This window comes from Comamonas sp. 7D-2 (genome assembly GCF_022749555.1).
GTDB classification, from domain to species: domain Bacteria; phylum Pseudomonadota; class Gammaproteobacteria; order Burkholderiales; family Burkholderiaceae_C; genus Comamonas; species Comamonas thiooxydans.
This window is the reverse complement of the sequence record NZ_CP094238.1, coordinates 5,423,060-5,444,857: the sequence shown is the minus strand read 5'-3', so window position 1 is coordinate 5,444,857 and position 21,798 is coordinate 5,423,060. Positions and strand designations below refer to the sequence as shown.

General features: G+C 62.7%; 19 protein-coding genes. 10 read left to right on the top strand and 9 right to left on the bottom strand.

What is annotated here, in order from left to right; all coding sequences use genetic code 11:
- Nucleotides 1–37: 37 nt before the first annotated feature.
- A complete protein-coding gene (locus MPZ60_RS25065; protein ID WP_034351088.1) occupies nt 38–1,282 on the bottom strand; it encodes a branched-chain amino acid ABC transporter substrate-binding protein in 1,245 nt (414 codons plus the stop codon).
- A 168-nt stretch (nt 1,283–1,450) separates the two neighbouring features.
- Here MPZ60_RS25065 and MPZ60_RS25060 point away from each other — a divergent pair, with 168 nt between their 5' ends.
- On the top strand, nt 1,451–2,044 hold the full coding sequence (locus MPZ60_RS25060) for a TetR/AcrR family transcriptional regulator (protein ID WP_012840373.1): 594 nt from the start codon (nt 1,451–1,453) through the stop codon (nt 2,042–2,044).
- 65 nt (nt 2,045–2,109) lie between these two features.
- Here MPZ60_RS25060 and MPZ60_RS25055 read toward each other — a convergent pair whose 3' ends face one another.
- Nucleotides 2,110–5,034 (bottom strand): DNA topoisomerase III, encoded by a 2,925-nt coding sequence (locus MPZ60_RS25055; RefSeq protein WP_012840372.1) that lies wholly within the window; start codon nt 5,032–5,034, stop codon nt 2,110–2,112.
- A gap of 117 nt (nt 5,035–5,151) precedes the next feature.
- On the opposite strand from MPZ60_RS25055, the gene MPZ60_RS25050 reads away from it, so the two are divergent.
- The 3 genes from MPZ60_RS25050 to MPZ60_RS25040 all read left to right on the top strand — a co-directional run bounded on the left by MPZ60_RS25050 (nt 5,152) and on the right by MPZ60_RS25040 (nt 7,592).
- Entirely contained in the window at nt 5,152–5,658 is a 507-nt protein-coding gene (locus MPZ60_RS25050; RefSeq protein WP_034351085.1) for an SET domain-containing protein, read from the top strand.
- Between the two features lie 143 nt (nt 5,659–5,801).
- Nucleotides 5,802–6,632 carry a biotin--[acetyl-CoA-carboxylase] ligase gene (locus MPZ60_RS25045; protein ID WP_003064764.1) on the top strand — a complete coding sequence of 277 codons (831 nt, stop codon included), beginning with the start codon at nt 5,802–5,804 and terminating at the stop codon, nt 6,630–6,632.
- Nucleotides 6,633–6,788: 156 nt separating this feature from the next.
- Nucleotides 6,789–7,592 (top strand): hypothetical protein, encoded by an 804-nt coding sequence (locus MPZ60_RS25040; RefSeq protein WP_034351081.1) that lies wholly within the window; start codon nt 6,789–6,791, stop codon nt 7,590–7,592.
- A gap of 90 nt (nt 7,593–7,682) precedes the next feature.
- Here MPZ60_RS25040 and MPZ60_RS25035 read toward each other — a convergent pair whose 3' ends face one another.
- The 4 genes from MPZ60_RS25035 to MPZ60_RS25020 form a co-directional block, all read right to left on the bottom strand.
- Complete coding sequence (locus tag MPZ60_RS25035; protein WP_003064761.1) at nt 7,683–8,660, bottom strand: tripartite tricarboxylate transporter substrate binding protein; 978 nt, start codon at nt 8,658–8,660, stop codon at nt 7,683–7,685.
- A gap of 220 nt (nt 8,661–8,880) precedes the next feature.
- A complete protein-coding gene (locus MPZ60_RS25030) occupies nt 8,881–10,323 on the bottom strand; it encodes a sensor histidine kinase (protein ID WP_034351080.1) in 1,443 nt (480 codons plus the stop codon).
- A 112-nt stretch (nt 10,324–10,435) separates the two neighbouring features.
- Entirely contained in the window at nt 10,436–11,113 is a 678-nt protein-coding gene (locus MPZ60_RS25025) for a response regulator transcription factor (protein ID WP_003064757.1), read from the bottom strand.
- 126 nt (nt 11,114–11,239) lie between these two features.
- Nucleotides 11,240–11,731, bottom strand: a complete 492-nt coding sequence (locus tag MPZ60_RS25020; protein ID WP_034351077.1) for a MarR family winged helix-turn-helix transcriptional regulator — start codon at nt 11,729–11,731, stop codon at nt 11,240–11,242.
- A gap of 138 nt (nt 11,732–11,869) precedes the next feature.
- Between MPZ60_RS25020 and recA the strand changes: the two genes are divergently transcribed.
- From recA to MPZ60_RS25005, 3 genes are all read left to right on the top strand, one after another.
- Nucleotides 11,870–12,979, top strand: coding sequence for a recombinase RecA (gene recA / locus MPZ60_RS25015; protein ID WP_003072158.1), 1,110 nt, complete (start codon nt 11,870–11,872; stop codon nt 12,977–12,979).
- A 185-nt stretch (nt 12,980–13,164) separates the two neighbouring features.
- A complete protein-coding gene (recX, locus tag MPZ60_RS25010) occupies nt 13,165–13,641 on the top strand; it encodes a recombination regulator RecX (protein WP_034351075.1) in 477 nt (158 codons plus the stop codon).
- Nucleotides 13,642–13,703: 62 nt separating this feature from the next.
- Nucleotides 13,704–14,438: a hypothetical protein gene (locus MPZ60_RS25005; RefSeq protein WP_012840366.1), complete on the top strand. Its 735-nt coding sequence runs from the start codon at nt 13,704–13,706 to the stop codon at nt 14,436–14,438.
- Between the two features lie 23 nt (nt 14,439–14,461).
- Here the strand turns inward: MPZ60_RS25005 and yddG are convergent, their stop codons facing one another.
- From yddG to argC, 3 genes are all read right to left on the bottom strand, one after another.
- The gene (gene yddG / locus MPZ60_RS25000; protein WP_034351073.1) at nt 14,462–15,376 is read right to left on the bottom strand and encodes an aromatic amino acid DMT transporter YddG; all 915 of its coding nucleotides are present in this window, start codon (nt 15,374–15,376) and stop codon (nt 14,462–14,464) included.
- 280 nt (nt 15,377–15,656) lie between these two features.
- Nucleotides 15,657–17,000, bottom strand: a complete 1,344-nt coding sequence (locus tag MPZ60_RS24995) for an MFS transporter (RefSeq protein ID WP_003064745.1) — start codon at nt 16,998–17,000, stop codon at nt 15,657–15,659.
- Between the two features lie 342 nt (nt 17,001–17,342).
- Nucleotides 17,343–18,275 (bottom strand): N-acetyl-gamma-glutamyl-phosphate reductase, encoded by a 933-nt coding sequence (gene argC / locus MPZ60_RS24990; RefSeq protein WP_034351070.1) that lies wholly within the window; start codon nt 18,273–18,275, stop codon nt 17,343–17,345.
- Nucleotides 18,276–18,747: 472 nt separating this feature from the next.
- Here argC and sucC point away from each other — a divergent pair, with 472 nt between their 5' ends.
- The 3 genes from sucC to MPZ60_RS24975 all read left to right on the top strand — a co-directional run bounded on the left by sucC (nt 18,748) and on the right by MPZ60_RS24975 (nt 21,667).
- Nucleotides 18,748–19,908: an ADP-forming succinate--CoA ligase subunit beta gene (gene sucC / locus MPZ60_RS24985; RefSeq protein ID WP_003064741.1), complete on the top strand. Its 1,161-nt coding sequence runs from the start codon at nt 18,748–18,750 to the stop codon at nt 19,906–19,908.
- Between the two features lie 20 nt (nt 19,909–19,928).
- A complete protein-coding gene (gene sucD, locus MPZ60_RS24980; RefSeq protein ID WP_003064739.1) occupies nt 19,929–20,828 on the top strand; it encodes a succinate--CoA ligase subunit alpha in 900 nt (299 codons plus the stop codon).
- Nucleotides 20,829–20,974: 146 nt separating this feature from the next.
- Nucleotides 20,975–21,667, top strand: coding sequence for a TerC family protein (locus MPZ60_RS24975; protein ID WP_034351067.1), 693 nt, complete (start codon nt 20,975–20,977; stop codon nt 21,665–21,667).
- Nucleotides 21,668–21,798 lie beyond the last annotated feature (131 nt).

Below are 21,798 nucleotides of genomic sequence, written 5' to 3'. Positions count from 1 at the left end.
TGCGCAACTGGCGGTCAGGGGCCGCCAGGGTGCGGGTTCAGGATGGCCGCTTCATCTTGCAGCTGGTGTCCAGGCTGGTCGCCTGTGCGGAAACCGTGCTCACGGGCTTCCATCCCAGGCCTGTTCCTTCCTGGTCATGCACCACGGTCTTGCCGTCCACTTGTTCCCAGCTCAGCACATGGATGGGTTGCTGGGCCTGGTGATCGCTCTTGCGCATTTCCACGGGGCCGTTGATGCCCTCGAAGCGCATGCCCGACATCCTGGCTGCCACGGCAGCAGGTTCCACGGACTTGGCCTCGCGAATGGCCTGGGCCAGCATCAGCATGGCGTTGTGGCCCAGGCCGTTGATGAAGTCCTCGTTGAACTGGCGCTTGAAGCCCGGCAGCAGCGGGTTGCTTGCCAGTGGCTCAGAGTTGGGGCTGAAGGCCGAGATCAGCTTGACCCTGCCTTGCCCTGCTGCCCCCATGGCGCTGGGCACGCCGAAGTTGTTGCCGTTGAGGGTGTAGAAGTCCGTGCTCAAGCCAGCTTCGCGTGCGGCCCGCACGATCAGCGCCAGGTCTGCACCGAAGTCTGCGGTGATGACGGCATCGGCCCCGGATTGCTTGATCTTGGCGATATAGGGGGAGTAATCCTTGACCTGGCCCAGCGGGTGGAAGTCATCGCCCACGATCTTCAGGTCGGGGCGCTTGGCCGCCAGCATGCTGCGTGCGGCGCGCGAGACTTCCTGGCCATAGGCATAGTTGGGGTTGAGCAGAAAGACCTGCTTCACCTGCTTTTGCCCAGCCAGATAGGAGGTCAGCGCGGCCACCTTCATGTCCGAATTCGCATCGGTGCGAAAGTGCCAGTAGCTGCATCTGGCATTGGTCATCTGCGGTGCCTGGGCCGCATAGTTCAGGTAGATGATTTCCTTGCCGGGGTTGCGGCTGTTGTGCTTTTCGATGGCTTCCTGCAGTGCCAGGCCCACGGCCGAGGAGCTGGCACCCTGCACCACATAGCGGATGTTCTGTCCGATGATGGAGTTGAGCTGGCTCAGCGCCTCCTGTGCGGAGAGGCGGTTGTCGAAGGGCACGACTTCGAACTTCACGGCACCGGCCCAGCTTTGCTCGTTGGCAAGCTTGGCGCTGTACTGGAAGCTCTTGAGTATGTTCAGGCCCAGCCCCGCCATGGGGCCGCTCATGGCATCCAGCGAGGCAATTTTCACCACCGTGGCCGGCTGCGCGTGAACGAGTGATGCGCAGGCCAGAGCCACTGCTGCCAGGGGAGTGGAAATACGAGGGTGCATGCTTGTCTCCGTCCTCTCATAAGAATTTTTTATTCACCAGGCCGCAATGCACAATGGCATCGAGGTACCTGTCAAAAATTCTAGGAAACCGTGCAAAAAAGGTGTTCGGATTTGGCCAGCATGAAACCACGCACTCCTTCGACCGCGACAGCAGGGCGTCGCCGCCCTTTGCAGTCCCGCGCGCGGCAGACGTTTCAGGCCCTGCAGGACGCCTTTGTTCGGCTTTTGCTTGAGCGCAGCTACGCGGAAATCACCGTGCGCGAGATCGTCCTGGTGGCGGGCACCGGGCTGGGCAGCTTCTACGAGTACTTCTCGGGCAAGGAAGACCTGGCCAAGGTCTGCCTGCATCTGCGCTCCAAGTCGCTGCTGCTGGGCATTCGCGGCGTGACCGGCAGTCATTCGGGCCAGCCGCTGATGCAGATTGCCGAGGCGGTGATCGAGTCACAGCTGCAGGCGCACCGCGAGCGGGCAGACGAATGGGGTGCCCACTATCTGCTGGAGCGCCACTATTCCACTTCCGAGGCCTACCGCAAGATGTTCGAACGATTTGTGGATGCCTGGGCCGCAGCCATAGAGCAGGCCGTCGATCTGCCCCCGGACTACCCGGTGCGCGATGCTGCACGGGTGAGCCAGTGCATTCTGTACGGCTTGTTCAATCACAGCTATCTGGCCGCCGATGCACCGCCGGATCTGGACTTGCTGCGCCAGCGCGCCAACACGGCCATATCCGGTTATCTGAACGCCTTGCGCTGCGCTGCCTGAAATGAAAAAGACCGCCAGCGGCAAGCCGTGGCGGTCCTCGTTGGTCATTGCGGCAGGGCTGGCGATCAGCTCACATGCTTGCCCACAATGCCGGCCAGCTCGAACATGCTGATCTGCTCCTTGCCGAACACCGGCTTGAGCTTGGCGTCGGCGTTGATGGCGCGCTTGTCCTTGGCGTCCTGCAGGCCGTTGGCCTTGATGTAGTCCCAGAGCTTTTTGATCACGTCGGGGCGCGAGGTGGGTTCGCTGCCGATCACGGCGGCCAGGTCGGCGCTGGGCTTGAGCGTGGCGCTCACGGTGCGGGGCTTCTTCACCGCAGCGGTCTTGGTCGCTGTCTTGGCGGCGGTCTTCTTGGCTGCCGTGCCTGTCTTCTTGGCGGCAGCCGTCGTGGTTTTGGCCGCCGCTGCGCCGGCAGTCTTGCGTGCCGGGTATTTGCCTTCGCGCTGCTCGAACTCGAAGTTCACCTTGCCCGCAGCACCATCCCAGACCAGGAAGGCCTTGAAGTTGCGGCGCGTGCGGTTGGAGACGAACTTCTCCAGCAGATCGGTCTTGCCGGTCTGCAGCAGCTTGCTCATCTGCTCGCGTTCGATGGGCTGCTGCAGGATGATCTGGCCGCTCTTGAAGTCGCAGCTGGGCGTGGTCTGGGCCAGCGTGGGAACGGCCTTGGAGCAGACATAGTTGGCGCCATGCTCGAAGACGGGCGAGCCGCACTTGGGACAGGGGCCCAGGCTTTGCTGGTGGGCAAAGTCCACGATCTCGCCCGTGTCCTCGGAGTCCTTGTCGTCGCCGAAGTCGAATTCCAGCTTGAAGTTGCTGTTTTCCTCGTCACGCACGATGGCGACCTCGGCCACGAACGGCCAGCCGGCCTTGGAGCGGAAGCCTTCCAGCGGGCCGATGCGGCGTTCGCGCAGCAACTGCTCGGCCTCGGCCGTCTCGAAGGTGCGGCCGGCCGGCGACTTGGTGAACGAGAAGCCGCAGCCTTCGCTGGCGCCATTGGCGCCCGTGCAGGCGTAGCGGCGGTAGTTCTCCTTGACCACGCCGCCGCAGTTGGGGCAGGGCGTGGAGAGCGTCGCGTAATCACCGGGAATGGTGTCGCGGTCGTATTCCTTGGCCTTCTTGACCAGCTTCTCGGTCATGGCCTGGATCTGCTGCATGAAGGCTTCGCGCGAGAGCTGGCCTTTTTCCATCTGCGACAGCTTGAATTCCCATTCGCCGGTCAGGTCGGCGCGGCACAGCTCCTCGACTTCCAGGCCGCGCAGCAGCGTCATCAGCTGGAAGGCCTTGGCCGTGGGGATCAGCTCGCGGCCTTCGCGCAGCATGTACTTTTCCGTCAGCAGGCCTTCGATGATGGCCGCGCGCGTGGCTGGCGTGCCCAGGCCTTTTTCCTGCATGGCTTCACGCAGCTCGTCGTCGTCGATCTGCTTGCCGGCGCTTTCCATGGCGCCCAGCAGCGTGGCTTCGGAGTAGCGTGCCGGCGGCTTGGTCTTGAGGCCCTTGACATCGGCGTGGTGGGTGCGCGGCTGCTCGCCGGGCTGCACGGCCACCAGGGGCTGGCCCTTGTCGCCTTCCTTGGCGTCCTCCACCTCGTTGGCGGCTTCCTTGCCGTAGATGGCCAGCCAGCCCGGCTTGACCAGCACCTTGCCCTCGGTCTTGAAGCTGTGCTGTTCCACCTTGCTGATGCGTGTGGTGACCTGGTATTCGGCGCTGGGGAAGAACACGGCCATGAAGCGGCGCACGACCAGGTCGTACAGCTTCTGTTCGGCTTCCGACAGGCCCGAAGGGGCCTGCGTGGTCGGGATGATGGCAAAGTGATCCGACACCTTGCTGTTGTCGAAGACGCGCTTGGTGGGGCGGATGTAGTTGTCGTTGATGGCCTGCTGGGCAAAGGGCGCCAGATGGCGCATGCCGCTGGTGGCCAGCATGTCGAAGGTCTGGCGTGCCACGGGCAGATAGTCCTCGGGCAGGGCGCGCGAGTCGGTACGCGGGTAGGTCAGGGCCTTGTGGCGTTCGTACAGGCTTTGCGCCAGCGCCAGCGTGGTCTTGGCCGAGAAGCCGAACTTGCCGTTGGCCTCGCGCTGCAGGCTGGTCAGGTCGAACAGCAGGGGCGAAGCCTGCGTGGTGGGCTTGCTTTCCTCGGTCACCTGGGCCGGCTTGCCCTGCACGGCGGCGGCAATCGCTTCGGCATCGGCCTTGTTCCACAGGCGGTCGGCCTTGGCCTCGGCATCGTCCGATTTCTTCCACTGCGGGTTGAACCACTTGCCCAGGTACTGGCCGGCCTGGGCGTCGAAAGTGCCGTGCACTTCCCAGTAGTCGCGGCTGACGAATTTGCGGATCTTTTCCTCGCGCTCCACCACCAGGGACAGGGTGGGTGTCTGCACGCGGCCCACGGTCGTCAGGAAGAAGCCGCCGTCGCGCGAGTTGAAGGCCGTCATGGCGCGCGTGCCGTTGATGCCCACCAGCCAGTCGGCTTCGGAGCGGCTGCGCGCGGCGCTGGCCAGGCCCTGCATCTGGGCATCGCTGCGCAGATTGTTGAAGCCGTCGCGAATCGCCTGCGGCGTCATGGACTGCAGCCACAGTCGCTTGACGGGTTTGCCCAGGCCGCCCTTGGCGCCGCCCGCGTATTGCTCGATCAGGCGGAAGATCAGCTCCCCCTCGCGGCCCGCGTCACAGGCGTTGATGAGTTCGGTCACATCCTTGCGCTTGGCCTGCTTGACCACGGCGTTCAGGCGGGTCTTGGTCTTGTCCACGGGCTTGAGGTCGAAGCGCGGGGGGATGACCGGCAGGTTGGCAAAACTCCATTTGCCGCGCTTGACATCGAATTCTTCGGGCGCCTGAATCTCCACCAGGTGGCCGACCGCACTGGTCACCACATAGCTGTCTGATTCGAAATAGTCATCGTGTTTTTCGAACTTGCCTGCCACCGGGGTCAGCGCACGGACGATGTCCTGTGCGACAGAAGGCTTTTCTGCAATCACCAGGGTTTTAGTCATTGTGTGTTCTCGTCGTCATTAACCACCTGAACCCGAATCGAAACTCAGGCTCATACAATTCGCTTCTCACGCGCGCGCATGCGCACATGTGTGCATATTCAAAGTATCAGAGAAAACATGCCCCGCACATCACTGGCCTCTTCAACGGGTCGACGCATCCAGACCCGGCGCTCCGGCGTTCATGGCAAAGGCGTTTTCGCCGCGCAGGATATTGCGGAAGGCGAAACCATTATTGAGTACGTGGGTGAAGTGATTGACTGGCAGGAGGCGCAGGACCGTCATCCGCATGATCCCAGCCAGCCCAATCACACTTTTTACTTTCAGGTCGACGATGAGCGGGTGATAGATGCCACGCACAAGGGCAATTCCTCGCGCTGGATCAACCACAGCTGCGCGCCCAACTGCTACACCGACGAGATCGACGGTCGCGTCTATATCGTGGCGCTGCGCAATATTGCAGCGGGCGAAGAACTGAACTACGACTATGGCCTGATGGTGGAGGAGCGCTATACGGCCAAGCTCAAGGCTGAATATGCCTGCTACTGCGGCGCTGCGAACTGCCGCGGCACCATGCTGGCGCCGAAAAGGGGCTGGAAACCGCCGATGCCTCACGGCACCCCCTGAGCGGCTTTGCCGCTTCCCCCTCTCTCGCTTCGCGGGAGGGGGACGACGCCATCGCCGCGAGGCGGCTCTTTCTCGGCGTCTCTGAGTTGGAGCATGCCTTGTTCAAGGCGTGCTAGCTGCATAGAAATTTTGGATAAAGAAAAATGACTCAGCCGATTCACTGGAATGCCGAAGCCTTGTGGGAAGCCATTGCACCGCAGTTGCCGGGCTTTACGGTCGAGGTGCTGCCGACCATCGACTCCTCAAATACCGAACTCATGCGCCGCGCACGCGACGGGCTGACGGATCCGGTGCTGTTGATTGCCGAGCAGCAAACCCAGGGCCGAGGCCGCCTGGGCCGCAACTGGGTCAGCGGCGTCGGTGATTCGCTGATGTTCTCGCTGGGCCTGCCGCTGGCACCGCGCGACTGGTCGGGGCTGTCGCTGGCAGTGGGCGTGAGCGTGGCCGAGAGCCTGCAGCCCCAGCTTCCCGCAGCGGGGGCCGCGCCCAAGATCGGCATCAAATGGCCCAACGATCTGTGGCTGGAGGGCGACCGCAAGCTGGCCGGCATTCTGATCGAGACCGCCAGCTTTGTCGGCGGCCAACAGCACGATATGACGGCTCCGCGCTATGTGGTGATCGGTATCGGCATCAATGTGCGTCCCCGTCCCGGTGACGGCATGCGCACGGCCCCGGCCTGCCTGCAGGAGCTTGATGCCGCACTGGATGCGCCTACGGCCCTGGCCTGCATATTGCCCAACCTGGTGGCCGAGGTGCAGAGCTTTGCCCGGCATGGCTTTGCCCCGCTGATGCAGCGCTTTGCCCAGCGCGACCTGCTGGCCGGACGCGAGGTGAATCTGAGCGACGGCACGAGCGGCATGGCTCAGGGTGTGGCTGCCGATGGCGGCTTTCTGGTGCGTACAGCGACCGGGCTGCAAGCCGTGACCAGTTCCGAAATCAGCGTGCGTCCGGCTGGCAGCCCGCTGCAGGCTTGAAATGAAGCACCTCCTGAGGCGCTTTGCGCCTTCCTCCTCTCTCTACGCGCTGCGCGCCAGGGGAGAAGGACGCAGCCCTCGCTGCGGGGTCGCCCAGGCCCTTGCTCGGCTGCCCGCGAGCGGCTGCAGCCCATGGATAACTGATGTGAGAAACCTATGCTGAGAATCGTTTTCCTGCTCTTGCTGCTGGGCAACGCGGGTTACTACATGTGGAGCCACGGCTATCTGGCCGGCATGGGGCTGGCGCCGGAGTTGCAGTCCGAGCCGCAGCGCCTTCAGGAGCAGATCAGGCCGGATGCCCTGGTGCTGCAGCAGCCCGAAGCGGAGCAAGCTCCGGCCGTTGAACCGGCAAAGACTGTGGAGCCCGAAGCGCCTGCGGTGGACGACAGCGCGCCGCCCGCCGCTCCCGAAAGCAAGTCGGATGGCAAGCCCGAAGCTGCAACCGTCGCGGCCAGGGAAACCAAGGACGCCAAGGACGCAAAGGATGCCAAGACCGCCATTAAGGAGCCCGAGGCCTGCTATCAGGCCAACGGCATCGAAGAGGCGCAGGCCGACAGCATTCGCCGTGCGCTGGCGGGCAAGTCCAAGAGCGATTGGGAGCTGGTGGCCAGCCATCAGGGCGGGCGCTGGATGGTCTATATGGGCAAGTTCCCGGACGCCGAATTCATGGACCGCAAGCGCGGCGAGTTGCGCCTGATGAATATCGACTTCGACCGCGCCGGCGGCAGCTTCGAGCCCGGTCTGTCGCTGGGGCGTTTTTCGACGGAAGAAGCCGCCCAGCGCCAGCTGGCGACTTTCGCGCGCCAGGGCGTGCGCACCGCGCGCGTGGTGCAGGAGCGCCCCGATGTGACGACCTATGCGCTGCGTCTGCCCAAGGCCACGCCTACCTTGCGCAACGAAGTGGCGGCGCTGGCTGGCAAGAATCTGGTGCCCAAGGCCTTGCAGGCCTGCGTCAAGTAATTTTCGTAGCTGCTATCGCAAGAAAGGCCTGCATTTGCAGGCCTTTTGCATTGGAAAACCAGTTGCGACAAGCGCAACCAGCTCCTGTTTTTAGTCCAGATGAATATTGGCGACGGCGGCCAGCTTCTTCATCTTGGCCACTTCGCTGGCGATCTGCTTGGTGAAGTCGGCACTCGATGTGCCCGAGGGGTACAGGCCTTGAGCAGCCATGCGCTGCTTGACGGCGGGGTCCTTGAGTGCGGCAATGATGGCTTTTTGCACACGTTCCACTTGTGCGGCGGGCGTGTTCTTGGGGGCCACCAGGCCGAACCAGGAAGGCTCGTTCAGGTCGGGGTGACCGGCCTGCGCATAGGTCTGCACATCGGGCAGCACGTCCAGACGTTCATGCCAGGACACGGCCAGGGCGCGCACCTTGCCCGACTTGATATGGGGCAGCGAAGAGTTCACCTGGTCGAAGTACACGGGAACCTGGTTGCCCAGCACGTCGTTGATGGCAGGAGCCGAGCCACGGTAGGGGATGTGGTGCATTTCGGTGCCCGTGCTCTTGAGGAACTGGGCGCCCCACATATGGCCGATGGTGCCGTTGCCGGGGGTGGCATAGGACACCTTGCCGGGGTTGGCCTTGAGGTAGGCCACAAACTCGGCAAAAGTCTTCACGGGAATCAGCTTGGGGTTGATCACCAGCACGCCGGGGGCCTTGACGATCTCGGTCACGCCCACGAAGTCGTTGATCGCGTCGTAAGGCAGCTTCTTGAACACGGCGGGGTTCACGCCATGGGTGGACAGGGTGGCAATACCGAAAGTCACGCCATCGGTGGCGCGAGCCACTTCTGCCATGCCGATGGAGCCACCGGCGCCGGCCTTGTTTTCAATCACCACGGCCTGGCCGCCCAGCAGCTTGATCAGCACGTCCTGCATATTGCGGGGCACCATGTCGGTGGGGCCGCCAGCGGGGAAGGGCACGACGATGCGCAGAGGACGCGATGTGTCCTGCGCCATGCTCATGCCGGAGAAAGAAGAAGCGGCTGCGGCAGCAGCGGCGGTGTAGATGAATTGACGTCGTTGCATCAAAAAGCTCCCAGGATCCAGTGATTCCAAATTGCTGTCTTGCAGAGCGCAAATAGCGACTCTTCAGACAACCCATGATCGAATTGATTCTAGGGTAAGCGAGAACTTGCCAAATACGCAGTTTCCGATATTTGCATCGGGGCAAACGGGCGCAAAGCCAAGCCTGGCGCGGCTTCTCAGTCTTGACTGGCACCGAATTGGTGCATTTCTAGGTTGTGCTTCACTGCTGTCCGGGCATGGCCTTGAAGCGCACGGTAAACAGCGCCCCCGGCGGGGTATGAGCGGGCCTGGCATCCTGCAGCAGCACTTGCGCGCCGTGCTGACGGGCGATTTCCATGACGATGGGCAGGCCCAGACCGGAGCCGTCGGCTTCGGAGCCCAGCGCCCGATAAAAGGGCTGGAAGATCAGTTCGCGCTCGCCCAGCGGCACGCCGGGGCCTGAGTCCTCGACCTGCAGCAGCAGGATCTGGCCGAAATGATCGGCCTGCACGCGCACGGTGACCACGCCTGGCTGTTCGCTGGTCGATGGCGTGTAGTTGATGGCGTTGTCCACCAGATTGCGCACCAGCTCGGCCAGCAGCGTGGCATTGCCGTTGAGCCAGACACCGGGCGTGCTGGCGCCGGCACCCTCGTAGCCCAGGTCTATGTGCTTGTCCATGGCGCGCGGTAGGCAGTCCTGCACCACGTCGGTGACGATGCGCACGAGGTTGCAGCCCTGCATGGCGGGCACGGCGCTCTCGGCCCGTGCCAGTGCCAGCAGCTGGTTGACAGTATGGGTGGCACGCATGCTTGAGCGGCCGATCTGCGCCAGCGAGCGCTTCAGGTCTTCGGTATTCGTGCCCTCGCGCTGGGCCAGGTCGGCCTGCATGCGCAGGCCCGCCAGCGGGGTCTTGAGCTGGTGGGCCGCGTCGGCCAGAAAACGTTTTTGCGTGGCGATGGAGTCATGCAGGCGCTGCAGCAGATCGTTGACCGAATCGACCAGCGGCACCACTTCCAGCGGTACATCCTTGTGATTGATGGGCGAGAGATCCTCGGGCTTGCGCGCGCGGATGCGCTCCTCCAGCCGGTGCAGCGGCTTGATGCCGCGTGCCAGCGCCAGCCAGACCAGCAGGGCGGCCAGCGGCAGGATGACGAACTGCGGCAGCATCACGCCCTTGATGATTTCCGTGGCCAGCACGCTGCGCTTTTCGCGTGTTTCCGCGACCTGCACCAGGGCGTTGGGCTCGCCGGGCAGCGGCATGCGCACCCAGATATAGGCCACGCGCAGGTCAATGCCCTTGTATTCCTCATCGCGCAGCAGCACCGAGCCGGTGGGCGTGTCCTCGTCGACGGAGGGCGGGCGCGGCAGGTCGCGCTCGCCGGCCAGATATTCGCCCCTGGTGCCGCTGACCTGGAAGAACACCGTGTCCGATTCATCGGCGCGCAGGATCTCGCTGGCCGACTGAGGCAGATTGAACTGCACCTTGCCGCGCTGCACGATGACCAGCTGAGCCAGGGCCTGGGCGTTGTACTCCAGCGCGCGATCGAAGGGCTTGTTGGCCAGGCCCTGGGCCACCAGCCAGGTCAGCGCCAGGCTCACGGGCCAGAGCAGCAGCAGCGGCGTGAGCATCCAGTCGAGGATCTCGCCAAAGAGGGATCGCTGCTCACGCTGAAAAATTTTCATGCTTGTAAAACTGGCGTATTCCAACTCAGGGATGGCCAGCAAGGGCCGCCCCGCAGCAAAGGCCATCGTCCCCCTCGGGGGGAAGCGGCGGGGGCCGCCTAGGCAAAGCCGCTCAGGGGGGGGCTATCTTTTCCAGGCAGTAACCGAGGCCGCGCACGGTGGCGATGCGGATCGGGCCTTTCTCGATTTTCTTGCGCAGGCGGTGGATATAGACCTCGATGGCATTGTTGCTCACCTCCTCGCCCCATTCGCACAGGCGCTCCACCAGCTGGTCCTTGCTGACCAGACGGCCCGCGCGCTGCAGCAGCACCTCCAGCAGGCCCAGCTCGCGCGCCGACAGCTCCACCATCTTGCCGTCGATGGTGGCGACCCGGCCGGTCTGGTCATAGACCAGCGGTCCATGCTTGATGGTGGAGCTGGCGCCGCCCATGCCGCGACGCGTGAGGGCGCGCACGCGCGCTTCCAGCTCGGACAGCGCAAACGGCTTGGCCATGTAGTCGTCGGCACCATAGTCCAGGCCCTGTACGCGCTCTTCGATCGAATCGGCGGCCGTGAGAATCAGCACCGGCAGCGCATCGCCGCGCCCGCGCAGGCGCTTGAGCACTTCCAGGCCGTGCACCTTTGGCAGGCCCAGATCGAGAATCAGCAAATCGAATTCGCTGCTGGTCAGCAAGGCGGTATCGGCCTCGCTGCCGTTGGCCACATGGCTGACGACGGCGCCCGAGCTGCGCAGCGTGCGCAGCAGGCCATCCGCCAGCACCTGGTCGTCTTCGGCAATCAGTATGCGCATGTGTGTCTCCTGCTTGTTATGTGTGCCTGTTTGCACTTTTGCTGCCATTGTAGGGATGGCTCATGGCCGTTCGGGGCAATTCTCGACAGCCGCTCATAGGCGTCAAGAAGGCGTCAATACAGAATCTCAGCAGCCTTCGGCATAGGCTTCCAGGCCCAGCGCGACCACGGTGGCCACATCCGCGCCCACGGCTTCGCGAAATTCGGCCTCGGCCTGGCTTACGGCGTCGTGAAAAGCCTGCAGCCAGGCCAGACCCGCATCGGTGAAGCGCACGCGCCTGGCGCGCGCATCATGCGGGTCGGCCTCGCGCGTGACCAGGCCCCAGGCTTCGCACTGCGCCACCAGATCGGCCATGGCCTGTTTGGTCATGCCGGCCTTGTCGGCCAGATCGGTGAGCCGGTCGCCAGCCAGCGACAGATGGCGCGTGATGTGGATATGGGCCGCTCCTACCTTGTCGCGCGCCGCCAGATTGGATAGCGCCAGCGGCACCTCCACTGCACGCGCCATGAGCTGCAGCACGCGCGCATCGAAGCGGCGCATGGCATGGCCCAGCAAACGGCCCAGATGGGTCTGGCGCCAGGCATCGGCGGGCGGGGTGACGGGGGCGATTTCTGACATGGATAAATAGTAAGGCAAACTGACTAAATATTTAAATAAATCTACAGTATCCGCATCTAAACTACTGTTCAAGCATCCAGCCTGAATGCAAAAACAGGACTGGCCACAGACAGTCATTCACCTACTTCGGAGCCTGATATGAACGCCATCGCCAAGACCAACGACGCCAACAGCGAAAAAGCCAAAGCCCTGGCTGCAGCCCTGGCCCAGATCGAAAAGCAGTTCGGCAAGGGCACCATCATGAAGCTCGGTGAAGGTGAAGCCATCGAAGACATTCAGGTCGTTTCCACCGGCTCCCTGGGTCTGGACATCGCGCTGGGCGTAGGTGGTCTGCCCCGTGGCCGCGTGATCGAAATCTACGGTCCCGAATCCTCGGGCAAGACCACGCTGACGCTGCAGGTCATTGCCGAGATGCAAAAGCAGGGCGGCACCTGCGCCTTTATCGACGCGGAACATGCGCTGGACACCAGCTATGCCCAGAAGCTGGGCGTGAACCTCAGCGACGTGCTGATCAGCCAGCCCGACACCGGTGAGCAGGCTCTGGAAATCTGCGACAGCCTGGTGCGCTCGGGTGCCGTGGACCTGATCGTCATCGACTCGGTGGCCGCATTGACGCCCAAGGCCGAAATCGAAGGCGAGATGGGCGACGCCCTGCCCGGCCTGCAGGCCCGTCTGATGAGCCAGGCCCTGCGCAAGCTGACGGCCACCATCAAGAAGACCAACTGCATGGTCATCTTCATCAACCAGATCCGCATGAAGATCGGCGTGATGTTCGGCTCGCCCGAGACCACCACCGGCGGCAATGCGCTGAAGTTCTATGCCTCCGTGCGTCTGGATATCCGCCGCACCGGCACCATCAAGAAGGGCGACGAGGCCATCGGCAACGAAACCAAGGTCAAGGTCGTGAAGAACAAGGTCTCGCCCCCCTTCAAGACGGCAGAGTTCGACATCCTGTTTGGCGAAGGCATCAGCCGCGAAGGCGAGATCCTGGACATGGGCGTGAATGCCAAGATTCTGGAAAAGAGCGGTGCCTGGTATGCCTACAACGGCGAAAAAATCGGCCAGGGCCGCGACAACTCGCGTGAATTCCTGCGCGAGAACCCCGCGCTGGCCATTGAGATCGAAAACAAGGTTCGCGAAAGCCTGGGCATCAAGCTGCTGCCCGTGGACGGTGCTGCGGCTGCCGAGGCCAAGCCTGCCAAGGGCGGCAAGGGCAAGGTGGACAAGGACGGCGTGATTGAAGGTTGATTCAGTCACCCTGAGGCGCCATGCGCCTTTCGCGAAAGGGGACTACATCCTCGCTGCGGGTGCGGCCCCTGCTTGATGTCCCTGGCTTGGTGAGCGCCAGTGTTTGAGTGCGGGCCTCATGGCTCAAAAGGTTTGCCATCTTTGCGCAGGTTCGTCCTGCGCCTTTTTGTTTCTGGAGATGCGTCGTGAGCTTTGCCAAACTTTCACTCAAGGGCCGCGCCCTCAAGCTGCTGGCGCAGCGCGAGCATTCGCGGCTGGAGCTGCAGCGCAAGCTGGCCGCCCATGTGGAGGAGGGCGACGATCTGAATGCCGTGCTCGACGAGCTGGAGCAGCGGGGCTTCATCAGCGTGGAGCGCGTGGTCGAGTCTGTCTTGCGCAGCAAGGCCGGCCGTTATGGCGCAGCGCGTCTGGTGCATGATCTGCGCAGCAAGGGGCTTGATGACGAGACCGTGCGCCAGGCGGGCGAGCAGCTGCGCGGCAGCGAGCTGCAGCGTGCGCGCGAGCTGTGGTGCAAGCGTTTTGGCAGCGTGCCCGTCGACCTCAAGGAAAAGGCCCGGCAGTTGCGCTTTCTGGCTTCGCGCGGCTTTTCGTCCAGCGTGGCTTCACGCGTGCTGCGCGATGCCCCATACTCCCCTGCACCCGACAGCGAGGACGAGGACTGAGGCGGCCACCCGGTCCCCGCCCGCCAGCGGCGGGAACAGCTTTTCACACCGGAGGGACCCACGTGCTGACTGCTTCGCAACCCCCTGACGCCCCATCCGCCCTGCGCGTGGGCCTGAGTGCCGGCAAATCGCTGCTGGGCGGCCTGATGCTGGGTGCCTTGCTGGCCCTGGTGCTGGGCTGCGGCGCGGCCGTGTTCTATTTTTCCCGCCTGATGGCCGATCCCGGCCAGGGCATTCATGCCTCGGCCCATACCGGCATCTACGGCGCCGTGATCAGCCTGCTGATGTCGCCGCCGCTGCTGGTGGCCGTGGTGCTGATCTTCATCATCCCCGCCTACCTCATGGTCGGTCTGCAACTGGGCCGCGCCCGTGCGGCAGGCAAGCTGGTGGCGCGCTACGGCCAGGGCCTGGCCGAGCGCCTGGCTGCCATGCTGGCACAGCGCATCGAGGCCCTGCCCAGCGCTCACAAGGCCATGCACAAGGCGGCCGACCTGCTCACCGTGGGCGCGGCGATGGAGCATCTGCAGCCCTGGGTGGGCAACGGGCGTGCCGTGCAGTTCGTGGTGCGCAGCGTGCTCAATCGCCTGCCGCTGTCCGATCTGCTCGAGGAATGGGGGCGCACGCGTGCCCAGTGGGGCAGCGAAGGCGGCAAGGACGACCCGGCGCTGCGCGCCTTTCTGGGCGCTCGCATCGAGGAGATGCTGCAGGGCCTGACCGAGCCGCCCTGGACGCTGTTGTGGATCTTGCTGGCCGGCCATGCCGCCGTGCTCGGCCTGGGCATCTGGCTGACCGCCTGAGCGCCCGGCCGGCTGGCGCCGGCTCAATGTCGGTGGCTGCGCGTAGCCCACCAGCAGACCAGCGAACCCAGCGTTACCAGTGCCACGCCCTGCCAGAAGCTCCAGCCCGGCAGCACTTGCAGCAGTGCGCTGGCCATCAGCGCCGAGAGCACGGGTGTGAAATAGGACGCTGCGGCCAGCAGGGCCAGCTTGCCATGCTGGATGCCGTGCTCCCAGCAGCTATAGCCCAGTGCCGTGAGCGCCCCGACCAGCAAGACCTGGCCGGCGGTGAGCCAGCTCCAGAGCATGGGCTGTGACTCGCCCAGCATTAGCCACTTGAGCCACAGCGCGATGGCAGTCCAGGTCACGAACAGGCCTACGGCGTTGAAGCCGGCGCCATAGCGGCGCGCCAGCAGCGAGTAGGCCGGCCAGAGCAGGGCGGCTGCAAAACCCATGCCATAGGCCAGCGGGTTGCCCAGCACATGGCTCCACATGACCGGCAGGCTGAAGCTGTCGCCGCCCAGCACGCGCGCCAGACCCCACAGGCAGATCAGCACGCCTGGCCACAGCCACCAGCGAGCCGCCTGCTGGCCGCAGAGCACGGCCAGCACGATGGTGAGGCTGGGCCAGAGATAGTTGATGAGCCCGATTTCCATGGCCTGGCTGCGGTCGTGGGCCAGGCCCACGGCCACGGACAGGCAGATCTCATAGACCACAAACAGCAGGCCGCAGCCCCAGAGGTAGGCCGGGTGCATGCTGCGCCAGCGTGCCAGCTCGCGCCAGCCTTTGCGCCCGCGTGCTGCGGCAATGCAGATGGCGGCCATGGTGTAGAGGCAGGCCGCGCCGCCGACGGCGCCCAGCGGCTCGGCCACGGCACGCATCAGGCCCACGGTGCAGCTCCAGCAGAGTACGGCGATCAGGCCGATGGCCGTGGCCTTTTGTGCGGCGGCTGCGTTCATGCGCAGCCGTTCCTGCTCCTGAAGCAGGAGCTGTTAATGCTAGTCCTATCTGAGAAATTCACAATAACTGCCATGTAAACCTTGTAAATGCTGCGCAGGCTGCTGCGAAATTAATGAATGCAGATATGAAAAAAGCCGCAGACCTGCGGCTTTGGAGGGTAAGGGCGAGGGCTGCGCTATGCGCGGCCCGGCACTCTGCCGTTGACGGTCATGCCGTGCATATTGTCATCACTGTCGTGGAACTGTTTGCGCATATTGCATCTGGCCTGCGGCCTATGGGTCATGGATGCTGTTTGGCGACCCCGGCGCTGTCGCGCTTCACGAACAGCAGCACCAGAATGGCGGCACAGAACTCCACGGCAGCGATGATGAGCAGGCCTGGCGCATACGAGCCGCTGCTGGATTTGAGCAGACCCAGCAACTGCGGCGAGAAGTAGCCGGCCAGATTGGCTGCAGAGTTGATGACCGCCAGGCCCACGACCAGGGCAGTGGCCGAGAGGAAGCGGTTGGGAATCTGCCAGTACACGGGGATGGAGCCCATGGTGCCCAGCGATGACAGAGCCAGAGACGCGACGACGCCGGTCACATTGCCCTGCTGCAGAAACAAGGCCGTCAGCACCAGCCCGACAGCGCCCATGGCAGCGGCAATCGCCGTGTGCCAGCGCACTTCCTTTTTGCGATCGGACAGCCAGCCGTTGCCCACCATGCCTATCCAGCCACAGGCGTAGATCAGGGACATGACCCAGCCCAAGGTCTTGAGGTCGGTGATGCCCACGGATTTGACGATGCTGGGTCCGTAGAACACCAGCGTGGAGTTGCCGGCCACGATGCAGAAGAAGATCAGGATCAGCATCAGCACGCGAGGGTTGCGCATGGAGGCCCAGAAGCTGTGCTCGCGTTGGCCCAAAGAGGCTTCCTCGGCCTTGAGCTCTTCGGCTACATGCTGTTTTTCACGGGCGCTGAGCCAGGGGGCCTTGGCCGGTGTGTCGCTGAGCAGAAAGTAGGCAGCAATGCCCGCGAGAACGGACGGGATGCCTTCGATGATGAACAGCCATTGCCAGCCCGCATGATTGGCCACGCCGTGGAAGGTTTCCATCAGATAGGCGGCAATCGGGCTGCCCAGCATCAGCGACAGGGCCGACGCCGAGACAAAGAACGCCAGGGCCTTGCCGCGGCGGTGCGCCGGCAACCAGTAGGTCAGATAGAGAATCACGCCGGGCTGCAGGCCGGCTTCGAAAGCACCCATCAAGAAGCGCAGCACATAGAACTGCAAAGGCGTCTGCACCCAGGCCATGAGGATGCCGGTCACGCCCCAGCCTATGGTGATGCGCATGATGGTCTTCTTGGCCCCGAACTTGTGCAACAGCAGATTGCTGGGGACTTCAAAGAAGAAATAGCCGATGAAGAAGATGCCGGCCCCTGCGCCATAGACGGCGTCGGACCATTGCAGGTCGCTCATCATGGTCAGCTTGGCAAAGCCGACGTTGACACGGTCTACCCAGGCCAGAAACCAGATCAGGGTGAGAAACGGAATCAGCCGCCAGATGATGCGGCCAAAGGTGATGTCGCGCTCCTGCACGGTGCTGACATCGCTGCGCGCCGCCGAGACGGGGATGGAAGACATGGTTTCCTCGCTTTCGTACAACAGTGGGACTGAGAACGGCTACGAGAGCAGGGGTAGCAGCTCCGCGCATCCACTGCTGCCTGCGCGGATGCCGCCGCGCCGGGGTCAGGCGCGGCCGGCATCACAAGGCCGGGAAAGGCTCTGCCAGGTACAGCTCAGATGGGGCGACTATAGAAGTGGCTTGCGCAAAGCACAGCCGGTGCTTTTCCGTCTGGACAAAACAAGAAATTTAAATTTCAAAAAAGAAAATATGAAAAACTAATTTCTTTTTTCGATTTTTGCCAGGACATGGAAAGCAAAAAACGGCCACCAGGGCCGTTTTTTTCGGGAGCAGGGCAGGGCTTACAGACCCAGCATGATCTGCAGGTTTTGCACGGCAGCGCCGCTGGCACCCTTGCCCAGATTGTCCAGGCGGGCAATCAGCACGGCCTGGCGGTATTGTTCGTTGGCAAATACGCGCAGCTCCAGCTTGTTGGTATTGGCCAGAGTGTCGGCGGCCAGCTTGTTGTCATCAGTAGGCGGCAACACGCTGACCCAGTTGGCAGGCGTATTGGTCCTGGCGTAGTGGCTGGCCAGTGCGTCATGCAGGTCGGCGGCCTTGGGTGCGCCGGGCAGCAGGTCCAGGTGCAGCGGCAACTGCACCAGCATGCCCTGGGCAAAGTTGCTTACGGCGGGGATGAACACGGGGCGGCGGGTCATGCCCGTGTAGTGCAGGATTTCGGGAATGTGCTTGTGCGACAGGCCCAGCGCGTAGGCCTCGTAAGGTGCGGCATCGCCGCCTTCATAGGCTTCGATCATGGTGCGGCCGCCGCCGGTGTAGCCGGACACGGAGGGCAGGCTCACGGGGTAGTCGGCGGGAATCAGGCCGGCAGCCACCAGCGGTGCCAGCAGGGCGATGGCGCCCGTGGCGTAGCAGCCGGGGTTGGAGACGCGGGTGGCGCTCTTCACGGCGTCGAGCTGGCCGGCGCGCAGTTCGGGGAAGCCGTAGACCCAGCCTGCGGCCGTGCGGTGGGCAGTGGAGGCGTCGATGATCTTGATGGCGCGGCCTGTCTCTGCGGTGATGGAGTCCACCATGGCTGCGGTTTCACGGGCGGCATCGTCATGCAGGCAGAGGATGACCAGATCCACACCGGCAATCAGAGCGCGCTTGGCGGCCGGGTCCTTGCGCAGTGCGGGGTCGATGCTGACCAGTTCCACACCTGCAAAATCGACCAGACGATCACGGATCTGCAGACCCGTGGTTCCTGCTTCTCCGTCAATAAAGACTTTTGCCATTGCATTTTCTCCTGCACCGGCGCGCGCATTTCTTGGTTTATATGCCGCTGCCTGCGGCACCATTGCCGCTTTCCGAACGGTGATTGTCCTTGAATCTCGTCAGGGATGTGCACTGCCTGTCTTTTGGGCAAGTCTCGCGCGAATGGCCCAGTAGACGCTGCAGCTATTCGCAGTTGTCAGCACATTGCCAGCCGCTGCCCCAATGTCCTTGACTCGTATATAAGACATAAGAAAGTTGCGGGAAGAAAAGATATCGTGTAGGAATAATTTCCCTAAAGAATTCAAGGCATTGCAGCTGTTTCCGGAACACGACAAAGTTGCGCGAAATTGTGGATTTTGCGCATGTTCAGGTGTCGTTTTGCGCGGTGCAGCATGGTACATTCCTGCTCGCCATGTCATATGAACCCGATGGCCAGGCTCCCCCGAGTCGGTGGCAAGCGGGTATTTCCCCTCAGTTCAGAGAGACAAAGTCATGAAGATTCATGAATACCAAGGCAAGGAAATCTTGCGCCAATTTGGTGTGCCCGTTCCCCGTGGCATTCCTGCGTTTACCGTGCAAGAGGCTGTTGAAGCAGCCCAGAAGCTGGGTGGACCCGTGTGGGTGGTGAAGGCCCAGATCCACGCTGGTGGCCGCGGCAAGGGCGGCGGCGTGAAGGTTGCCAAGTCCATCGAGGACGTGCAAAAGCTGTCCGAGCAGATCCTGGGCATGCAGCTGGTGACTCACCAGACCGGCCCTGAAGGTCAGAAGGTCCGTCGCCTGTACATCGAAGACGGCGCCGACATCAAGAACGAACTGTATGTGTCGCTGGTGACCGACCGCGCCACACAGAAGGTTGCCCTGATCGCTTCTAGCGAAGGCGGCATGGACATCGAGGAAGTGGCTCACTCCACTCCCGAAAAGATCATCACCGAGATGATCGACCCCCTGACCGGCATCACCGAAGCGCAATCGCGCAAGGTGGCAGCTGCCATCGGTCTGGAAGGCAAGTCCGTGGACCAGGCCGTGGATCTGTTCGCCAAGATCTACAAGTGCTACATGGACACCGACGCGTCGCTGGTGGAAATCAACCCCCTGAACTGCGACTCCAAGGGCGACCTGATGGCCCTGGACGCCAAGTTCAACTTTGACCCCAACGCTCTGTTCCGTCACCCCGAAATCGTGGCTTTCCGCGATCTGGACGAAGAAGACGCTGCCGAAATCGAAGCATCCAAGTTCGATCTGGCCTACATCTCCCTGGATGGCAACATCGGCTGCCTGGTGAACGGCGCCGGTCTGGCCATGGCCACCATGGACACCATCAAGCTGTTCGGCGGCGAACCTGCCAACTTCCTGGACGTGGGCGGCGGCGCTACGGCCGAGAAGGTGACCGAAGCCTTCAAGATCATGCTCAAGAACCCCGAAGTCAAGGGCATTCTGGTCAATATCTTCGGCGGCATCATGAAGTGCGACACCATCGCCACCGGCGTGGTCACTGCTTGCAAGGCCGTGAACCTGTCCGTGCCTCTGGTCGTGCGCATGAAGGGCACCAACGAAGAACTGGGCAAGCAAATCCTCAAGGATTCCGGCCTGCCCATCATCGCTGCCGACACCATGGCTGAAGCAGCGACCAAGATCGTTGCTGCCGTTAAGTAATACGCCCCGGAGATAGAAACATGTCGATCTTTATCAACAAAGACACCAAGGTCATCACCCAGGGCATTACTGGCAAGACCGGCCAGTTCCACACTGAAAAGTGCCAGGAATACGCGAACGGCAAGAACTGCTTCGTGGCAGGCGTGAACCCCAAGAAGGCTGGCGAAAAGATTTTCGACATCCCAATCTTTGGTTCCGTCAAGGACGCTGCCAAGGAAACCGGCGCTACCGTGTCCGTGATCTACGTGCCTCCCGCAGGTGCTGCTGCTGCCATCTGGGAAGCTGTTGAAGCCGACCTGGACCTGGCCATCTGCATCACCGAAGGCATCCCCGTGCGCGACATGCTGGAAGTGCGCAACAAGATGAAGGCCAAGGAAGCTGCCGGCGGCAAGAAGACTCTGCTGCTGGGCCCCAACTGCCCCGGTCTGATCACGCCTGACGAAATCAAGATCGGCATCATGCCCGGTCACATCCACAAGAAGGGCCGCGTGGGCGTGGTGTCCCGTTCCGGCACGCTGACTTACGAAGCCGTGGCTCAGCTGACCGAACTGGGCATTGGCCAGTCCTCCGCCGTCGGTATCGGTGGCGACCCCATCAACGGTCTGAAGCACATCGACGTGATGCGCGCTTTCAACGACGATCCCGACACCGATGCCGTGATCATGATCGGTGAAATCGGCGGTCCCGATGAAGCCGAAGCTGCCCAGTGGTGCAAGGCCAACATGAAGAAGCCTATCGTGGGCTTCATCGCTGGCGTGACTGCCCCTCCCGGCAAGCGCATGGGCCACGCAGGTGCCCTGATCTCCGGCGGTGCCGACACTGCTGATGCCAAGCTGGCCATCATGGAAGAGTGCGGCTTCACCATCACCCGCAACCCTTCCGAAATGGGTCGCCTGCTGCAAGGCCTGCTGAAGAAGTAAGCTCGTGCAAAAGTTCGTGATACAGCGTTGAATTTACGCAGTATTACGAACTGGCAAGATGGGCTTCGCGCCCTACACTGCCTCCACTCTTAAAAGAAAGCGCCGCGCAATGCGGCGCTTTCATATTCAAAACAGTGGAGTCACAAATGGAATTTCTCAATAGCGCCGATTTCTGGATCGGCCTGGTGAAGATCATCTGGATCAACATCATTCTCTCCGGCGACAACGCCGTGGTCATCGCACTGGCCGCGCGCTCTCTTCCCCCTGAACAGCAAAAGAAAGCCATCATGTTCGGCTCCGGCGCCGCCGTGGTGCTGCGTATCGTGCTGACCGTGGTGGCTGCCAAGCTGCTGGAACTCTCCTTCCTGCAGGTTGTGGGCGGCTGCCTGCTGCTGTGGATCGGCTATCAGCTGCTGACCGGCGACGAAGACGGCGAGGGCGAATCCAAGGGCCATGGCTCCATGATGACCGCCATCCGCACCATCCTGATTGCCGACCTGGTGATGAGCCTGGACAATGTGATTGCCGTGGCCGCTACCGCCCAGGGCAATATGGTGCTGCTGATCCTGGGTCTGGCCATCTCCATTCCCCTGGTGATCTTCGGCTCCACGCTGATGATCAAGCTCATGGAACGCTTCCCCGTCATCGTCACGCTGGGCGCGGCGCTGATCGGCTGGGTGGGCGGCGAGACCATCGTCAACGACAATCTGCTGCATGGCTACACCATGGCTCACCCCTGGCTGCACTATGCTGCCGCTGCGGTCGGTGCCGTGCTGGTGGTCGGACTGGGCAAGTTCATGCAGGCACGCTCTGCGAAGAAGGAAGTCGCTGCGGCCTGATCGCCCCGGAAGTCTCTCCCCAAAGAACGCACTGTGGATTCACAGTGCGTTTTTTTATGGCCGCAGTGCGGAGACAAACTGTGTGAACATCTGGCGGACACCAACCTTCGTGTAACCCCAGGCTTGTTAGC

What these genes read in the sequence shown, in the direction of transcription:
- MPZ60_RS25020 (WP_034351077.1), bottom strand. Translation starts at nt 11,731, where the DNA reads ATGTCAGAAATCGCCCCCGTCACCCCGCCCGCCGATGCCTGGCGCCAG.
- yddG (WP_034351073.1), bottom strand. Translation starts at nt 15,376, where the DNA reads ATGAACGCAGCCGCCGCACAAAAGGCCACGGCCATCGGCCTGATCGCC.
- MPZ60_RS25065 (WP_034351088.1), bottom strand. Translation starts at nt 1,282, where the DNA reads ATGCACCCTCGTATTTCCACTCCCCTGGCAGCAGTGGCTCTGGCCTGC.
- argC (WP_034351070.1), bottom strand. Translation starts at nt 18,275, where the DNA reads ATGGCAAAAGTCTTTATTGACGGAGAAGCAGGAACCACGGGTCTGCAG.
- MPZ60_RS25035 (WP_003064761.1), bottom strand. Translation starts at nt 8,660, where the DNA reads ATGCAACGACGTCAATTCATCTACACCGCCGCTGCTGCCGCAGCCGCT.
- sucC (WP_003064741.1), top strand. Translation starts at nt 18,748, where the DNA reads ATGAAGATTCATGAATACCAAGGCAAGGAAATCTTGCGCCAATTTGGT.
- MPZ60_RS25040 (WP_034351081.1), top strand. Translation starts at nt 6,789, where the DNA reads ATGCTGAGAATCGTTTTCCTGCTCTTGCTGCTGGGCAACGCGGGTTAC.
- MPZ60_RS25045 (WP_003064764.1), top strand. Translation starts at nt 5,802, where the DNA reads ATGACTCAGCCGATTCACTGGAATGCCGAAGCCTTGTGGGAAGCCATT.
- MPZ60_RS24975 (WP_034351067.1), top strand. Translation starts at nt 20,975, where the DNA reads ATGGAATTTCTCAATAGCGCCGATTTCTGGATCGGCCTGGTGAAGATC.
- recA (WP_003072158.1), top strand. Translation starts at nt 11,870, where the DNA reads ATGAACGCCATCGCCAAGACCAACGACGCCAACAGCGAAAAAGCCAAA.
- MPZ60_RS24995 (WP_003064745.1), bottom strand. Translation starts at nt 17,000, where the DNA reads ATGTCTTCCATCCCCGTCTCGGCGGCGCGCAGCGATGTCAGCACCGTG.
- MPZ60_RS25055 (WP_012840372.1), bottom strand. Translation starts at nt 5,034, where the DNA reads ATGACTAAAACCCTGGTGATTGCAGAAAAGCCTTCTGTCGCACAGGAC.
- MPZ60_RS25030 (WP_034351080.1), bottom strand. Translation starts at nt 10,323, where the DNA reads ATGAAAATTTTTCAGCGTGAGCAGCGATCCCTCTTTGGCGAGATCCTC.
- sucD (WP_003064739.1), top strand. Translation starts at nt 19,929, where the DNA reads ATGTCGATCTTTATCAACAAAGACACCAAGGTCATCACCCAGGGCATT.
- MPZ60_RS25050 (WP_034351085.1), top strand. Translation starts at nt 5,152, where the DNA reads ATGCCCCGCACATCACTGGCCTCTTCAACGGGTCGACGCATCCAGACC.
- MPZ60_RS25025 (WP_003064757.1), bottom strand. Translation starts at nt 11,113, where the DNA reads ATGCGCATACTGATTGCCGAAGACGACCAGGTGCTGGCGGATGGCCTG.